Consider the following 15,978-nt stretch of genomic DNA (forward strand, 5'->3'; position numbering starts at 1 on the left):
CGCTATGCAAGGCAAAATAGCGCTAGATTTTTATAGGAATGCATCATGCAGGACAATGCTATGTCAAAATGGTTATCGCCTCTGATGGCTTTTTGTTTATCTTTTCTTATTATTGCGACCCTCGCACCAATAACAGGTATTCAGATTGATCGTCAGCTTGATTTCTGGATGTTGTGGTTAGCGACAATGCTGATCCTGGCGCTTCCAGTCTGTTATCTGGAAATTGCTTTAGCGAAACGTTCCAAGACCACCGCATTACAGGCATTGTCGAGCCTGACCCGTGAGGCAGACAGTTCACAGCGCTGGCGTGTTGTCGGTTGGCTGGCTGTGGTGTTTATTCCATTTCTTGCGGGTGCAATGCTGAATCATGCCTCTAATGTGGTATCGATTGCCAATTTTGAAGTGCAGCAACCAGTCATTCTGGCTGGATTGGCGATTGCGGCTTTGCTGTTGTCTTTAATTCCACGTCTAATTCTGATGGGAATTACCACTGTAGGCGTGATTGCATCCTTGGTCCTTGCCAATGTCATGGGTACAGCACTGCCTGAATGGCAACTAACTCCGGTACAATTCTCTGAATGGGGTAACGCAACGGTACTGGCACTGGTGGCCAGCGGTTTAGGCATGGGGTTGTACTGGCAGTCTAGTTTGGCTGCTGTCAAACAGCAGGATGTAGCGACCAAAACTGTATTACCGATTTGGATTGCACAACTGGTTGCGGTAATTGCTTTTGGTTTCTTCGCGGTAAAAGCTGAAGTACCTGCATTTGCCTTGATCGCTGCAATTGTAGCTGCTGCCGCACTGATGTTACAGATGGCGCGTGAACAGCTGCAACAGCGTCAGATAAATGTCATCATTCAATGGGTAATTGTGGCGGTGGCAACACTGGTCTGGTTGATTCCAAATATCACACCAGTATTTAATAACCTGCTGATCCTTTGGGGGCTGGTGATCAGCCTGATCTATGCCTTGTTTGCTGGTTGGATCATGAAGATCAGTCATCTTCGTAAATCAATGAATTTCAGTTCAGAGGCGTTCTATAACATCTGGCGTATTGCGGTTCGGGTGGTATTACCAGTGTCGATTGTTGTGGCCATTATTGCAGTGTTAGGGCAGTGGTTCTGATGAATCAGTCAGCGTTGATTTGGGTGGCGTATGCTGCCCCTGAGCAACAGTTTCATATTGCAGTACCGTTTCAGCAGGGCATGACTGCACTGGATGCAATTGCTACAAGCGGCATCCGCGATCAGGTGGAATTGCCTGAACCTTTGAATCTGGGAATATTTGGCGTGCGCTTGCAGGATCATGCACAGCTTTTGAATGCTGGGGATCGTATAGAAATTTACCGTGCGTTGATCATTAATCCTAAGGATATTCGCCGTAAACGTGCAGCGCAAAATCCTGTAGGACGTTATAATAAAGGTAATCGGTCCAAGCTGTGGCAATCTTGAGGTTGATCAAATGCGTCATAAAATCGGCAAAATGCCAGTAATTTGATAAACCTATGCAGTTAATTAGAAAAACCCCTAGAAATACAGGGGTTTTTTTATGAAAAAGCGATTATAGTGGTGGCGCTGTCAGAATCGCTTCTTTTGAACCAGGTAAACCGGGTTGTGACGCTGGAATTGTTTCTAGACCTTCAATGCGTTCCACAATACCGTTTGGATTGAAGTAGATTTTTAAGTGCTGACCACGTGCAGCAGGAATGTTGGCTTTTTTAGCATAGGTTCCTGGGGTATAATTGTAGATGTAGTCCCAGCGTAATGGATTTAAAGGATCTGTCACTGTTGGGCTGCCAAGTAGGAAGCGGACTTGTTGGTGGCTCATTCCCACCTGGATTTTAGAGGCTTGTGCTTGAGTTAAAGGTGTTCCTTGAGGAATATCAACTTTGTACACACCTAAGGTCGAACAGCCGACGAGCAATGAAGTGACGAATAACGTCAACATGATTTTTTGCATTTTGCTACACTATCCCAAATTAATTATGATGCATTTGATCCAAGGATAGATCATACTGCATCTAAACTTTGTTGCATATTCCAACTTTAATTTTGTTGAGAGACCTTTTTACATGCCTATTTCAAATCAAGATTTACGCAAAGCTGGACTGAAAGTTACCCTGCCTAGAATTAAAATATTAGAACTATTAGAAAACTCACGTCAGCACCATTTAAGCGCGGAAGATATCTACAAGACTTTACTCGATCAAGGGGAAGATGTGGGTCTTGCAACTGTATATCGTGTGTTAACACAGTTTGAAGCAGCAGGCATTATTCAGCGTCATCACTTTGAAAATAATCATTCTGTATTTGAAATTATGCAGGATGATCACCATGATCACCTGGTATGTCAAAACTGCAATAAAGTTGTTGAATTCACCAATGACGTAATTGAACATGAACAGCACGAAGTTGCGAAAAAATTCGGCTTTGAATTAACAGGCCACTCACTGAATCTGTATGGTTACTGTGATGAACCTGAATGTCAGGACGCTTATCGTAAAAAATAATGCCAGGATGTTCCAAGGTATAAAAAACAGGCTTCAAAGGAAGCCTGTTTTTTTTATATGAGGATGATGACTTAATCTTAAGATTGTCCATCAAAGGTAATATTGCTGCCGGCATTCATGAGATGTGCACCACCTTCTTCGGATAACTTGATTTGCAGACGCAGATCGTTTGGAGAGTCAGCATGTTTCAACGCATCCTTATAGCTGATCTGTTTGGCCTTGTACAGGTCATACAGTGCCTGGTCAAAAGTCTGCATTCCAAGTTCACGTGAACGCTTTATCAAGTCTTTGATTTCATGCACATCACCTTTACGGATCAGATCTGAAACTAAAGGTGAGTTGATCAGGATCTCAATTGCGGCGCGCCGGCCTGTACCATCAATGGTTGGGATTAGTTGCTGTGCCACCATCGCTTTCAGGTTTAAAGACAAGTCCATAAACAGCTGGTTATGACGGTCTGCCTCAAAGAAGTGAATAATCCGGTCAATGGCCTGGTTGGCGTTATTGGCGTGCAAGGTCGCAAATACCAGGTGACCGGTTTCCGCAAAGGCAATAGCATAGTCCATGGTTTCACGGGAACGGATCTCACCGATCAGAATCACGTCTGGTGCCTGACGCAGGGTATTTTTCAGGGCGATTTCAAATGAATCTGTGTCGATCCCGACTTCACGCTGGGTGATGATACAACCCTTATGCTGGTGCACAAATTCGATCGGGTCTTCGATGGTGATGATATGACCTTTGGAATTTTCATTACGATAACCAATCAAAGAGGCAAGGGAAGTCGATTTACCGGTACCTGTTGCGCCCACGAAGATGATAATCCCGCGCTTGGTCATCGCCAGTTCTTTCAGAATTGGCGGTAACTTTAAATCATCCATAGTAGGAATGACGGTTTCAATACGACGCAGAACCATACCCGGCTGATCACGCTGCTGAAATGCACTGACACGGAAACGTGCTGATTTGCTGGGATTGGTAATCGCAAAGTTACACTCACGTGTATCGGCAAATTCTTTGCGCTGTTTTTCCGTCATAATTGAATGCAGAATCTGGCCTACTGCTGGTCCAGGTAATTTGACTGATCCAATCGGCACAATTGAGCCATTCACTTTAATTGAAGGTTCGACATCTGCAGTAATGAACAGATCCGATGCCTTTTGTGCCACCATATAGTCGAGCAAGCCGTTAAAATCCATACTTCGTCCCCGAGAAAATCAAAACATTTTTTATAGGAAAGATTCAGGCTGTTTAGCAGCAGTACGCGCAACTTGTGGGCTGATCACGCCTTTAGATACCAGTGTTTTCAGGCTCTGATCCAGCGTAGTCATACCATAGTTGGCACCGGTCTGAATGGCAGAGTACATTTGAGCAACTTTGTTTTCACGGATCAGGTTACGGATGGCCGGAATACCGATCATGATTTCATGTGCAGCGACACGACCACCACCATTTTTCTTGAGCAAGGTTTGTGAAACGACTGCTTGTAATGATTCAGACAGCATGGCACGAACCATGTCTTTTTCTTCGGCCGGGAATACGTCGATCACACGGTCAATAGTTTTAGCAGCAGAAGTCGTATGCAGGGTGCCAAACACCAGGTGACCGGTTTCAGCAGCAGTGAGTGCCAGACGGATGGTTTCAAGGTCACGCATCTCACCCACCAGGATAATATCCGGGTCTTCACGTAATGCAGAACGTAATGCTTCATTGAAACCATGCGTGTCACGATGCACTTCACGCTGGTTGATCAGACACTTTTTGGATTGGTGTACAAATTCAATTGGATCTTCGACGGTCAGAATATGGTCATAACGGTTATCATTGATATAGTCCAGCATCGCTGCCAGTGTCGTTGATTTACCTGAACCGGTTGGACCAGTGACCAGTACCAGACCACGCGGATAGTCACAAATATCTTTAAAAATCTGCCCCATGCCCAGATCTTCAATGGTTAAAACTTTAGAGGGAATGGTACGGAATACGGCACCGGCACCACGGTTCTGATTAAATGCGTTGACACGGAAACGGGCAACGCCAGGAACTTCAAAGGAAAAGTCAGTTTCTAGATTTTCTTCATAGTCACGGCGCTGTTTATCGTTCATGATATCGTAAACCAGCTTGTGCACTTCTTTATGTTCCAGGGCAGGCAGGTTAATACGACGAACTTCACCATCAACACGAATCAGTGGTGGCATCCCCGCAGACAAGTGTAAATCTGACGCGCCATTTTTAGCAGAAAATGCTAATAATTCTGTAATGTCCATAAAGTCCCCAAAGGCATTTAAATGTTATTTATTTTGATAGAATAATAAGGCTTTCCCACAGCTTAACCAACACTTAGTTGGGGGGGCAAGGGAAAAAAATATGAACGAAATGAGAACTCCGTCAATGAAAATGTTGCAACTCGCACGAGATCAGGTATTGGCCCAAATTCACACTGCATGTCAACAGGCTGGTCGTGATGAACAGACCGTGCAGCTGCTGGCTGTTTCAAAGACACATCCAGCGGAAATCTTGGCGGAAATGTATGCAGCCGGACAGCGCAGTTTTGGTGAAAACTATTTGCAGGAAGCGCTGGATAAGATTGAAAAGTTGCAGGATCTGGAGATTGAATGGCATTTTATTGGGCATGTTCAGCGGAACAAGACCAAGCATCTGGCAGAAAAGTTTGACTGGGTACATGGGGTAGATCGTCTGATCATTGCCGAACGTCTGTCTAATCAGCGCGAAGATAATCAAGTACCCCTAAATATTTGTGTTCAGGTGAATATCGACGGGCAGGATACTAAAGATGGCTGTCAGCCAGAAGAAGTAGCGGATCTCGTAGCGCAGATCAGCCAGTTACCAAAACTGCGTCTGCGTGGTTTGATGGTGATTCCGGCGCCAAATAATACAGCGGCTTTTGCCGATGCCAAGGCTTTATTCGAAGCGGTTAAAATGCAACATGCCAAAGCTGAGGATTGGGATACTTTAAGCATGGGGATGTCAGGGGATATGACCGAAGCGATTGCGGCAGGTTCAACCATGGTGCGGGTCGGCACCGCCTTGTTTGGGACACGTCCTAAAAAGGATTAACGGATCCATATTTTTAGACAGGTTTTTAGAATTGTTAAGAAAAGTGTTATTGCATTGAGCGGGATAACGCTTTTCTTTGTTGTGGTTCGAGTAATTTTGCCATTAAGCTAGCCAGTAGAACTAAAACCAGCATAGTCGCAACTAGGGCCAGAACAGCACCCCCTAGCCCATAAGTACGGCTTTGTGGAAAGCAGCCCAAAATAAACAGCAGTAAAGGAAAATGAGTCACATAGAGGGTATAAGAAAAACTCGCGGACTTTACCCAGACTGGTTGATAATAACTGAGTTTTTGTTGTAGTTGAATCAGCCAGCAGACAAAAGCCAGTCCTATCAACGTGTTAAATGGTACAAAATAGTTACCACGATAAATTTTAGCCTGATCGATCATATGAAAGTGATAGGCGTCTCTACAGGCAATGAAAAAAGCCAGGCTTAGGCATCCCAGTTTGAGTGATTTCAAATGATTTAAGACAGACTGTTGAATATGACCAAATGAACTGGCAAAGGCTGTCAGCCATACAAGCAAATAAATCAGAAATTGGGGATTAAGTGCGGTAAGTGTAATTAACACTAAAGCAAAACTGAGTTTGGCAATAACAGAATGTTTTAAAAAAGGCAAAAAGCCCGCCAGCACATAAAACCAGACCTCAAAACTTAAACTCCATAGTGGCGCATTGGCAGATAACGTGGGCGTCACAAAGCCATTTAAAAAGAACAGTGAACCCAGAAAATTGTCCCACTCCAGACTATAGGTGGTACGAATCATCATGCCAAAACTGTTCTGAAACTGATGTGTATGAGAGCTAAAAAAGTAGGGCGCCAGAATATATAATGTTAAGGTCAGGGCAAGGGCAAACAGGAAAGGCGGTAAAATTCTACGGCAGCGCTGCCGGATATAGTGAGACAGATTAAACTGGCTGTTTTGCTGGATATTATTCTGTATAGAGGTTCCGATCAGATAGCCACTTAAAGCAAAGAACATCATCACCGCGGCCTGACCAAGCAGCCGAACCCAGGAATACAGTGTTAAATCAAAAGGGGCGATAAAAGCCTGAAAGCAGTGACTAAATAGCACCACAATTGCACTCACTCCACGCAAGCTTTCCAGTTGTAAACTGAATTCAGCTGAAAATCTGCGTGAAGTCATATTCATGAGCGCTAGCCTATAATCTGAATGGTACTGGCACCAGAGCCAACGGGTTTAACCTGAATCTGGACTGGAATCCGTTCATGCATTTCCTGGATATGCGAGATCAGCACCACTTTACGACCCTGGCTTTGCAGATGATCGAGAGCATTCATCACCATATGTAAGGACGCTGGATCGAGTGTCCCAAAACCTTCATCAATGAACAGCGATTCCAGCTTCATCGAGCCAGACGCCATATTGGCAATGGCCAAGGCTAAGGCGAGTGATACCAGGAAAGTTTCCCCACCGGACAGCGAAAGTACAGGGCGGACCTCACTGTTCATATCCAGGTCAATAATCGCCAGACTCAGACTGTTCGGAATACGGTGCAGCTGATAGCGTGGAGCCAAAGGCTGGAGCTGCTGGTTGGCATATTCAACCAGAATATCCAGATGATGTTCCTGGGCAATTTTCTGGAATTTGGTGCCTTCTTTATGTCCAATCAGGTCATAAATCCGACCCCAACGATATTCCTCAGCCTTAATCTGTTCAATCTGATGCTGGTATCTGGCATACATACTCTGGTTGTTGGCATTCATACGCAGTTTGGCATCGGTTTCATTCAGTATTTCTTGTTGTGCTGTCTTTTCCTGTATCAGTGCAGCCAGTTTTTGTTCAATCTCTTCAAATTCATGTTCAGGCTGCAGTTTTAAATGTGCCTGATATTGTTCTTCGAGTAACTGCCATGCGGTTTTCGCATTTTCCAGTGCCTGTTTTTGATTGGATAAATCCTGGCGGATACGTTGATGGCTGGTGAGATCAATACCCAGCCATTGTTCAATTTGCGTCGTAGTCACCTGTGGATGGTTCTGCTGCCAAGCCTGAATACTTTGCTGATATTGCTCAAGTTGCCGATCAATCTGCTTTTGTTGGGTTATAAAATCCTGCAACTTAAGATTGGCCTGATGCAGCTGTTTTTCTGCCTGACTGGTTTGTTGTCGCTGGATGTCTAGTTGCTGTTGCAAAGCTTTGGTTTGCTGATCCAAAGTCGTCTGCCACTCTGCAGCTACCCGATATACTTGTCCTGCGTGTTGCCCGGTCAATTCAGCTAGCTGCTGGCGTAAGTCCTTACCTTGCTGGATAAGCTGCTCTAAAGACTGGTGGCGTTGCGCAAAATTCTGCTGTTCAACTTGCAGCTGATATTGGGTTTTATCAACTGCTTGTTGCTGTGCTTGCAGCTCAGATTCCAGTTGCTTTTGCACACTTAAATGCTGCATGCGTTGTTGTAACTGTTGTTGTAGAGTGGATAACCATTTTATCGGATCCTGAGATGCATAGTTCTCAGGCAATACATTGATTAGGGGTTGAATAAGCTGGGTCAATTGAGTCTGCTGTTGCAGAACCAATTGCAGTTGATGTAAGTGCTGCTGCTGCTGACGCCATTGCTGTAATAGCTGCTGTAACTGCTGTTCTTGTCGTTGCAACTGTTCATTCTGCTTTACGACACTATTGCTATGGTCTTTTAAAAGTTGGGTTAAACGATTTAAGTCATTTTCATTCTCAGTAATAATCCCTAAATTCGCCAGCTGAGTTGTATATTCAATCTGTTGCTGCTGAATTTGCTGCTGGAATGCTTGCAAACGCTGCTGTTGCTGTTCAATCACAGTTTGCAGCTTTGAGATTTCAATCTGTTTCTGTTGCTGGGTCTGACTTAGCTGATCAAGCTGTTGTCTGGCTTGCTGTAATTGCTGTTCCTGTAGCTGACATAAGCTTTTGTCCAGTAGCTCATGTTGTCCTTGAGCAAAAGGATGTTCATGACCGCCGCATACCATACAGGGTTCATCAGGTTTTAATTGGGCACGCAGTTCCTGCACGCTTTGTGTATGCAATAAACGCTGCTGAGCTAAAATCCGCTCTAGCTGTTCATAAGCCTGTTGTTCAGATTGAATCTGTTGCTGCAAAGTCTGTTCAGCATTTTGCAGTAATTTCAGCTGCTGTTGCTGGGTATGTATAGAGGTTTGTAGCTGCTCTGACTCTTGAGATTGTTGCAGAGTCTGTCGTAAGCGTTGCTTTAGCCCATCAAGCTGAAGCTGTTCGGTATAATGCTGTTGGAGGGTCTGCTGAACAGATTTAAGTTGCTGGTCTAACTGTTCAATACTTTGATGTTGCTGGATCCAGTGGTTGAGCTTGGCAGATAATTCGGTAACGGTTTTTTCCAGTGCAGACAAAGGCTGATTTAGGCTTTCAGGATTTTTTTGCAATAGTTGCTGATACTGCTGTAAATAGTCCTTCATACGTTGCAGGGTACTTTGCGGCTCCTGATCAAAAACACTTAAAAATTCTGACTGGGTTAACTGCTGAGTAATCTGCTGCTGTTTAGCCTGAGCATGACTTAAGGCCAATTGCTGCTGTGCTAACTGCTGTTCTAGGGGGTGTAGGTGAGTAGTTTGAAACTGATTTTGCTCCGTATTCAGTTTTTTATACTGTTCAGATACCGTATGGATAGCATGATCCAGCTTTAAACCTGCTTCCAGATGTGGCTTGATCTGGTCTAAATGCTGCTGAAATTTCTGCTGCTGTTGCTCCAAGGCTACTAGTTTGGTTTCTTCTTCAGTAAAGCGTTTTTTTAGCGTTTCAAACTCAAGGGTGAATTGTGCCTGTTGTTGCTGAATCTGAATTTTTTTCGGTTCTAAACGGGAATGCTGAATAAATTGATCACGGATAGACTGGAATTCATCCAGCTGTTCCAGTAATTGTTGCTGTCCTGCAGATTTATTTATGGCATCCAACTGGACATCATACACTTCTTTTTTTGCATGGACTTCGGCATACAGCTTATGTCGGTCCAGATGCCATTTTTTCTCATTTTCTAGCAGTTTTTCAGATTGCTGAAGATTCTGTAATTGTAAAGACAGCGCCGTCTGTTGCTGTTTTAAGGCGTTAATATCTTCTTCGGATAGGGTTTCAATATGTCCAATCAGCTTTTCCAGATCACTGCGCTTATTTTTTACTTCACTGAATTTTTGTGCTGCTTTTTGACTGACTACACTGAAAATTTGTGAATTGGTCAAATATTCCAGCAGGTCTGCACGTTCATGATCTTTGGCTTTTAAGAAGGCTCCCACTTCAGACTGGGCAAGCAGGACAGCACGGGTAAACTGCTCAAAGCTGAGTCCAATCAGTTTTTCAATAAGTGGCGTGACTTCGGATATTTTTTGGGTGAGCGTGGTGTCATCATCAAGGCATTTGATATAACGGTCGACTTTTAAATTGCCATCAATTTTATTGCGGGCACGGCGGATTTCCCAACGGGCAAGATAGCGCTTGCTATCCAGCGCAATAAATTCCAGTTCACTAAAGCCGGTGGTTGTGCCACGACGCAGAATATTTTTAGAATCTTTGATGGAAACATCCTGTCCACCCGTATCTTTGAGACTGCCAGTTGCACCCTTTAAACGTGGAATTTCGTTATACAATGCCAAACACATGGCATCCAGCAGGGTAGATTTGCCTGCACCGGTTTTGCCAGTAATCGCAATCAGGCCGGCATGTGCTAATGGGCTATCATCAAAGCGAATATCATGAGTGCCTGCCAGAGAAGCCAGATTGTTTAAACTCAAACGTAAAATTTTCATGGCATTTCCTTATGGCTGCTGCACATCAATATCTTGCTGGGCTTCATGCAGCAGTTGCAGGAAATCGCGTTTTACCGAGTCATCCGGATCATAACCCATCTTTTCCCAGAGGTTGCCGAACAGGGATTCCGGGGTCGGAGGCGCCAGATCAATTTTAGAAATGTGCATGCTTGAGTCCGCTACTTGCTGATAAATCCGGGAAATACGTAGCAGTCGGTAACGGTTTGGCGGCAAAGCCTGTTCAATCTGCTGTCTGAGATCTACTGGGGGAGGCGCAGTGGTAGTGTATTCAATTTCCAGGAAATGGCGTGCAAACAGCTGTTCAATTTCACCATTCGGCAAGGCCTTGACTTGGTCAATCAGATCATTGAGGTCGGCACGAATCCGGAGCAGATCTACAGTACGTGGAATGATTAGAGGCTCATATTGAAAGCGTTGTTCATCTGACTGCATCGGGTCAATTCGTACCTCTACAACCTGATGTTTATAATTCAATTCACTAAAAGACAAAGGAATAGGCGAGCCGCTATAGCGGATATGTTCCTGACCGACTTTCTGCGGCTTATGCAAATGCCCCAACGCGACATAATCAATACCATCTTCAAAAAGCGCCGTCGATAAGGCTTCTTCATGTCCCACTACAATCGGACGTTCAGAATCCGAAGTTTCTCCGCCTTGCATATGCGCATGTGACATCAGAATCAGCGCCTGATCTGGCTGTTTTCGTGCTTTTGCTTCAGCAATGAGTTGCCGATGCAGATAGGCAATTGCACTCTGATTGCTGCTGGTATGTTCATTCAGTCCGGTAATTTCGGCACTACGTAGATAAGGCAAGGCCAGGCACCAGGCTAAAATTTTCTGTTCAGGACTATAAATCGGCACCATCAGACGATCCAGATCCAGCTGATTATTTTCCTTGCGGCTGATGACACCGATTGCACGTGCATTGAATTTGGCAAGAAAAGGCTCAACCTGCTCGATGCGATAACCCGAATCATGGTTACCGGCAATCATCAGGGTTTGCATGTGCGGTGCCAGTGCATGGGCACTGGTTAAAAATTGATAAAGCTGTTTCTGAGCGCTGGAGGACGGATTGATGACATCAAAGATATCGCCTGCAATTAGCAAGGCATTTGGCTGTTTTTGTTTAATTTGTTCCAGCAACCAGCTCAAAAAATGGCGATGTTCAAATTCACGATCATGATTATGGAAAAATTGTCCTAAATGCCAATCTGATGTGTGTAAAAAATGAACTGCCATGTCCCCTGAGCCTATAAAAGTTTAAACACCCGAAGTGGGTAAAAGCATGGATGAAACCAGCAAAAATCTTACTTCCGAAGCAGGAATGATCGTTTTGGTCTGGATGAAAAATATCAGTATAGTGAGCTCGATCTGAGAAAACCAGTATCGGGTTGGGCAACTACTTTCTATCTGACCCTAATAAGGCAATTTAATTTCTTGTTTTTTATCTATGTTTAAACTGGAGCAATAAGGAATAAAAATTTAGAAGCCCAAAAAATAAAGACCGACGATTCGAGTGATGGTGAAATCGTCGGTCAAAGTATGCTGTTTAAGAAAATTTTGGCTGCTATTCAAAACTTTCTGCTGCACACGAGTCTTATTGCTTTAGCAAAGATCAAACAGATTTGTGGATGCCGGTACAAATTTGGTGACCTTGTATCCTATATAACGTCAGCTTTACAGGATCGGTTGACAATACAATGAAAAAAAGCTCATTTTTTTTTATACTGATTGCATCCTTTTGTGTGAGTGATGGCTATGGCGCCGCTAAAACGCTATTTTCTCTGGTTTTTTTTAATATGTTTTGTGATGACCTGTATTTGCGGCGTGATTGCAGCCCTAATGCCGATGGGAATGGGGGCTGTGCTGACCATGGTGCCGTATCTGGTGGCCATGATCTGGGTATTATTTAAATTTCTTCGTCAGAACCGTCGGGCACCGACACAAGCCGAACGTAAAAAAATCACTTTAGGATTCAGCCTGATTTTCTGGGGGTATAACCTGGCATTTTTATTATTGGGAATTCTGGTCGCAACCCGGTCCAATCCGAATGCCTGGCAGGATTTCATACTGTATCTTCAACAACCGCAGTTTATGAGTGTCGTGGTGATCATGTTCCTGTTGATTGCGATTCCATTGTATCTGCTGACTTACTGGTTCTATGGAAATCAGGCTCAGCGCATGGCCAACAAAATGTTTGGTAGCTCTCAGTAAATTATTTGCACATAAGTGACTAGAACTTTAGTCTAAAAAAAAAGCCTGAAACCCCTTAATATTCAGGCTTGATATCTTTTACTGTAAGTCATTACGATGAATGGTATTTTTTGATAACTGCAAAGATTGGCCAGTTCAGTACAATGTTTGGGACCTAAGAAAAACAGCGACTGAATAACAATGCATAAGCCTGTCGTACTCATTACCGGAGCTAGTGGTTTTATTGGCCAATATGCGGTCAAACACTTTCTTGGACTAGATTGTCATGTCATTGGCCTGACGCGTGAACACCATCGCCTGGAAATGCATCCAGATTTTCACTGGATCAATGATTTTGATGAACTGCGTACCCGTCAGATTGATTATGTCATTAATCTGGCGGGTGAAAATATCGGTGCAGAGCGCTGGACTGCCGAGCGTAAAAATATTCTCTTGCAGAGCCGATTAGACACGACCCGTCAACTTTATGAATTTTTAAAAAAGAATCAGATTTTTCCGAAATGTATTCTGTCTACATCTGCCGTGGGTTATTACGGTATTGATCCTCAAGAACAATGGCAACAGGTGTATACGGAAGAAGCTGCACCCCAACAGATTTTCATGTCTCAGCTTTGTGCGCAGTGGGAGCAGCTGGCCTTATCCTATACTGATCAGAATACCAAGATTATGCGTTTTGGTGTGGTGCTGGGCAGAAGAGGTGGCATCTTGCCACAAATGCTGATGCCAATCAAAATGAATCTGGTGGGTCGAATCGGGAGTGGTCGGCAGCCATTCGCCTGGGTGCATATCCAGGATCTGCTTAACGTGATGGATTTTCTGCTGCATGAAAAAAGCAACGCTCACATTTTTAATGTGGTTGCGCCTGAGAAAACCAGCCAGCTACGTTTTAGCCAGACAGCAGCAGAGCTACTGAAGCGTAAACCGCTATTCTCGTTGCCTGGCAGTATTATGCAGTGGATGTTGGGTGAGCAGTCACAACTGATTTTGAATGGTCAGTATGTCCAGCCTAAAGCACTGCAAGATGCCGGCTTTGAATTTGAGTTTCCAAGCATCAAGGAAGCACTCACGGATCTAGTGGGCAAACGCAGTTAAAAGCTGTAACTGATCTGGTGCATAGGCTTGTGAATCCACTAAAGTCGATTGTCCAAATATTAGCTGTCTGAGCAATATAGCAGAGGCAGGCGCCATGCATAAGCCATTGCGGAAATGGCCGAAATTGGCCCAGCCATTTTTCAAATTTGGCAGTTGACCTATATATGGAATGCCTTGCGGTGAGCCGGGACGTAAGCCAGCCCATTCCTGTACAATCGGGAATTCAGCCAGTTCTGGAACCATCTCAAAACTGGCATCCAGAATTTTCTGACGAATCTCGACAGCAGGCGTGGTACTAAAACCAACTTCGCGCATGCTGGAACCACAGACAATATGCCCATCCTGACGTGGAATCAGGTACATGACCTGATTCATACACATGGTCGGCAGCCAGTGTTCTGGCGTTTTAAACAACACCATCTGCCCCTGAACAGGATGCACTGGGATATCTCTTGTTAGCTGCAGTGACCATTGTGCTGACCATGCGCCGGTGCTGAAGACAAACTGATCTGCTGCAATCCAGTCGCCCTGTTCAGTTTGCACCGCATCAATTTGTGCACTACCAATTTTTATTTTCCGAACCGGCGTATGTTCTAGCCAACGCACGTGGGGATGCTGTTTTAAATAATGAATAATGGATTGGAGTAAGCGAGGGTTACGTACATTGGCGATGTGGGGGAAGTACAAAGCATGTTTAAATTCGGATGAAACCTGCGGATTGATCTGCTCAATCTGTTCCTGCTCGATATAAAGCGCTTGCTGCATCGGCTCATGATGTCGTTCAGCATAGTGATAGCCAATGTCGAAATCTTCTTCATCAAAGATCAGCATGCCGGTTTCATGGATTTCAAAATCAATGCCAGTAACTGGTTTTAATTTGTTATTCCAGTCCTGATATAGCGGTTTGGCATATTTGGCCAAGGCATTGACTGCCTGAGGATAGCGCCATGGATACATCGGGGAAAGAATGCCGCCACCGGCCCAGGAGGCAGCTTTTCCTGCCTGCTGCTGATCCAGAATCGTTACTGAACAGCCCTGTTCAATCAACTCCAGTGCAGTCATGAGTCCATTAATCCCTGCACCGATGATGGCAATATGCATCAGGTTTTAACCCTTATTTTCGAATCTTGTTTAAACCAAAAACCAAAAAAATGCCTTCCTTGAATCAAGAAAGGCATTCCAGACTATTTCATTTCTTTCAGTTTTACTGCAGCTTCTTCCGCGAAGTAGGTCCAGATGCCATCTGCACCAGCACGGCGGCAGCTCATCAATGATTCCAGAATCACGCTGTCAGATAGCCAGCCATTCTGGATTGCACCCGCCAGCATCGTATATTCACCGCTGACCTGATACACGAAGGTTGGAATGCCAAAGGTATCTTTGACTTCACGCACGATATCCAGATAAGGAAGGCCTGGTTTTACAATGACCATGTCTGCACCTTCCTGAATATCCAAGGCGATTTCATGCAGGGCTTCGGCACGGTTGCCGACATCCATCTGGTAATTATATTTATTGCCACCTTTCAGGTTGCTTGAAGAACCTACAGCATCACGGAACGGGCCGTAGAAGCTGGAGGCATATTTGGCAGAGTAGGCCATGATAGACGTATAGATATGACCATTGGCTTCAAAAGCTTCACGAATCGCACCGATACGGCCATCCATCATGTCACTTGGTGCAAAGATATCCGCACCGGCTTCGGCATGGCTTAGGCCCTGTTTAATCAGACATTCAACTGTTTCATCATTTAAGACGTAACCAGTTTCATCGATAATGCCATCCTGACCATGCGTGGTATAAGGGTCCAATGCACCGTCGGTAATCAGTACCATTTCTGGTAACTCTTTTTTCAGCAGGCGAACTGTGGTTTGCACTAAACCATCTTCACGCCATGCTGCTTCAGCAGTCAAACTTTTGTCTTCTTGTGGCGTCACCGGAAACAGCGCTAGTTTGCTGACACCCAACTCAAGCAGGCGTTCAGCTTTTTTCACCAGCAGATCTGCCGAAAGGCGCTGAATATTTGGCATACTTGGCACATCTTGAGTCTGTTTTTGACCCGGTAAAACAAATACTGGATAAATGAGATGATCAGCCGTGAGGTGCGTTTCACGAACCATTGAGCGCAGGTGTTCATTTTTACGAATACGACGCATGCGAGTTGCAGGAAACGCGGGACGATTGAACGTATAGGTCATAAAAATCTCATTGATCAATATTAAACTATGGGTATTGTAGTACCTTAATTTGCATTTAGGGCAAATGGATACATTTTTTTATTTAATCAAGGTTATTCGAGC

Annotated in this window: 14 protein-coding genes; 6 read left to right on the forward strand and 8 right to left on the reverse strand. The window is 44.5% G+C overall.

Annotated features, from left to right (window positions below):
• The first annotated feature begins 45 nt into the window (after window positions 1-45).
• Both F955_RS08030 and F955_RS08035 read left to right on the forward strand, forming a co-directional pair.
• Window positions 46-1,125, forward strand: a complete 1,080-nt coding sequence (locus tag F955_RS08030) for an SLC5/6 family protein (RefSeq protein ID WP_004893333.1) — start codon at window positions 46-48, stop codon at window positions 1,123-1,125.
• A complete protein-coding gene (locus F955_RS08035; RefSeq protein ID WP_004893334.1) occupies window positions 1,125-1,451 on the forward strand; it encodes an RnfH family protein in 327 nt (108 codons plus the stop codon). Before F955_RS08030 ends, F955_RS08035 begins: the two co-directional genes overlap by 1 nt.
• A 109-nt stretch (window positions 1,452-1,560) precedes the next feature.
• Here the strand turns inward: F955_RS08035 and F955_RS08040 are convergent, their stop codons facing one another.
• Window positions 1,561-1,959 (reverse strand): outer membrane protein assembly factor BamE, encoded by a 399-nt coding sequence (locus F955_RS08040; RefSeq protein WP_004811126.1) that lies wholly within the window; start codon window positions 1,957-1,959, stop codon window positions 1,561-1,563.
• Between the two features lie 112 nt (window positions 1,960-2,071).
• On the opposite strand from F955_RS08040, the gene fur reads away from it, so the two are divergent.
• Window positions 2,072-2,509 carry a ferric iron uptake transcriptional regulator gene (gene fur, locus F955_RS08045; protein WP_004811125.1) on the forward strand — a complete coding sequence of 146 codons (438 nt, stop codon included), beginning with the start codon at window positions 2,072-2,074 and terminating at the stop codon, window positions 2,507-2,509.
• A gap of 77 nt (window positions 2,510-2,586) precedes the next feature.
• Here fur and F955_RS08050 read toward each other — a convergent pair whose 3' ends face one another.
• Window positions 2,587-3,708 carry a PilT/PilU family type 4a pilus ATPase gene (locus F955_RS08050; RefSeq protein ID WP_004811123.1) on the reverse strand — a complete coding sequence of 374 codons (1,122 nt, stop codon included), beginning with the start codon at window positions 3,706-3,708 and terminating at the stop codon, window positions 2,587-2,589.
• Between the two features lie 30 nt (window positions 3,709-3,738).
• Complete coding sequence (locus F955_RS08055; protein ID WP_004811122.1) at window positions 3,739-4,776, reverse strand: type IV pilus twitching motility protein PilT; 1,038 nt, start codon at window positions 4,774-4,776, stop codon at window positions 3,739-3,741.
• Window positions 4,777-4,900: 124 nt separating this feature from the next.
• On the opposite strand from F955_RS08055, the gene F955_RS08060 reads away from it, so the two are divergent.
• Window positions 4,901-5,587 (forward strand): YggS family pyridoxal phosphate-dependent enzyme, encoded by a 687-nt coding sequence (locus F955_RS08060; RefSeq protein ID WP_004893336.1) that lies wholly within the window; start codon window positions 4,901-4,903, stop codon window positions 5,585-5,587.
• Window positions 5,588-5,633: 46 nt separating this feature from the next.
• Here the strand turns inward: F955_RS08060 and F955_RS08065 are convergent, their stop codons facing one another.
• Genes F955_RS08065 through F955_RS08075 form a run of 3 tightly spaced genes read right to left on the reverse strand, consistent with a single transcriptional unit; the run spans window position 5,634 to window position 11,611 of the window.
• Complete coding sequence (locus tag F955_RS08065; protein WP_004811117.1) at window positions 5,634-6,740, reverse strand: acyltransferase family protein; 1,107 nt, start codon at window positions 6,738-6,740, stop codon at window positions 5,634-5,636.
• Window positions 6,741-6,745: 5 nt separating this feature from the next.
• Entirely contained in the window at window positions 6,746-10,351 is a 3,606-nt protein-coding gene (locus F955_RS08070) for an SbcC/MukB-like Walker B domain-containing protein (RefSeq protein ID WP_004811115.1), read from the reverse strand.
• Between the two features lie 9 nt (window positions 10,352-10,360).
• Window positions 10,361-11,611 carry an exonuclease SbcCD subunit D gene (locus tag F955_RS08075; protein WP_004893337.1) on the reverse strand — a complete coding sequence of 417 codons (1,251 nt, stop codon included), beginning with the start codon at window positions 11,609-11,611 and terminating at the stop codon, window positions 10,361-10,363.
• 519 nt (window positions 11,612-12,130) lie between these two features.
• Here F955_RS08075 and F955_RS08080 point away from each other — a divergent pair.
• Both F955_RS08080 and F955_RS08085 read left to right on the forward strand, forming a co-directional pair.
• A complete protein-coding gene (locus F955_RS08080; RefSeq protein WP_004893338.1) occupies window positions 12,131-12,586 on the forward strand; it encodes an ABZJ_00895 family protein in 456 nt (151 codons plus the stop codon).
• A 180-nt stretch (window positions 12,587-12,766) separates the two neighbouring features.
• Window positions 12,767-13,678 (forward strand): TIGR01777 family oxidoreductase, encoded by a 912-nt coding sequence (locus F955_RS08085; RefSeq protein ID WP_004893339.1) that lies wholly within the window; start codon window positions 12,767-12,769, stop codon window positions 13,676-13,678.
• On the opposite strand, the gene thiO is transcribed toward F955_RS08085, so the two are convergent.
• Window positions 13,658-14,779, reverse strand: coding sequence for a glycine oxidase ThiO (thiO, locus tag F955_RS08090; RefSeq protein WP_004893340.1), 1,122 nt, complete (start codon window positions 14,777-14,779; stop codon window positions 13,658-13,660). The genes F955_RS08085 and thiO overlap by 21 nt on opposite strands.
• 83 nt (window positions 14,780-14,862) lie before the next feature.
• A complete protein-coding gene (hemB, locus tag F955_RS08095; protein ID WP_004893341.1) occupies window positions 14,863-15,876 on the reverse strand; it encodes a porphobilinogen synthase in 1,014 nt (337 codons plus the stop codon).
• Window positions 15,877-15,978 lie beyond the last annotated feature (102 nt).

It is taken from the genome of Acinetobacter schindleri CIP 107287 (assembly GCF_000368625.1).
Classification (GTDB): domain Bacteria; phylum Pseudomonadota; class Gammaproteobacteria; order Pseudomonadales; family Moraxellaceae; genus Acinetobacter; species Acinetobacter schindleri.

Excerpts from the sequence above, each read along its gene's own strand:
- F955_RS08030 (WP_004893333.1), top strand. The coding sequence starts at position 46 with ATGCAGGACAATGCTATGTCAAAATGGTTATCGCCTCTGATGGCTTTT.
- F955_RS08035 (WP_004893334.1), top strand. The coding sequence starts at position 1,125 with ATGAATCAGTCAGCGTTGATTTGGGTGGCGTATGCTGCCCCTGAGCAA.
- F955_RS08040 (WP_004811126.1), bottom strand. The coding sequence starts at position 1,959 with ATGCAAAAAATCATGTTGACGTTATTCGTCACTTCATTGCTCGTCGGC.
- fur (WP_004811125.1), top strand. The coding sequence starts at position 2,072 with ATGCCTATTTCAAATCAAGATTTACGCAAAGCTGGACTGAAAGTTACC.
- F955_RS08050 (WP_004811123.1), bottom strand. The coding sequence starts at position 3,708 with ATGGATTTTAACGGCTTGCTCGACTATATGGTGGCACAAAAGGCATCG.
- F955_RS08055 (WP_004811122.1), bottom strand. The coding sequence starts at position 4,776 with ATGGACATTACAGAATTATTAGCATTTTCTGCTAAAAATGGCGCGTCA.
- F955_RS08060 (WP_004893336.1), top strand. The coding sequence starts at position 4,901 with ATGAAAATGTTGCAACTCGCACGAGATCAGGTATTGGCCCAAATTCAC.
- F955_RS08065 (WP_004811117.1), bottom strand. The coding sequence starts at position 6,740 with ATGAATATGACTTCACGCAGATTTTCAGCTGAATTCAGTTTACAACTG.
- F955_RS08070 (WP_004811115.1), bottom strand. The coding sequence starts at position 10,351 with ATGAAAATTTTACGTTTGAGTTTAAACAATCTGGCTTCTCTGGCAGGC.
- F955_RS08075 (WP_004893337.1), bottom strand. The coding sequence starts at position 11,611 with ATGGCAGTTCATTTTTTACACACATCAGATTGGCATTTAGGACAATTT.
- F955_RS08080 (WP_004893338.1), top strand. The coding sequence starts at position 12,131 with ATGGCGCCGCTAAAACGCTATTTTCTCTGGTTTTTTTTAATATGTTTT.
- F955_RS08085 (WP_004893339.1), top strand. The coding sequence starts at position 12,767 with ATGCATAAGCCTGTCGTACTCATTACCGGAGCTAGTGGTTTTATTGGC.
- thiO (WP_004893340.1), bottom strand. The coding sequence starts at position 14,779 with ATGCATATTGCCATCATCGGTGCAGGGATTAATGGACTCATGACTGCA.
- hemB (WP_004893341.1), bottom strand. The coding sequence starts at position 15,876 with ATGACCTATACGTTCAATCGTCCCGCGTTTCCTGCAACTCGCATGCGT.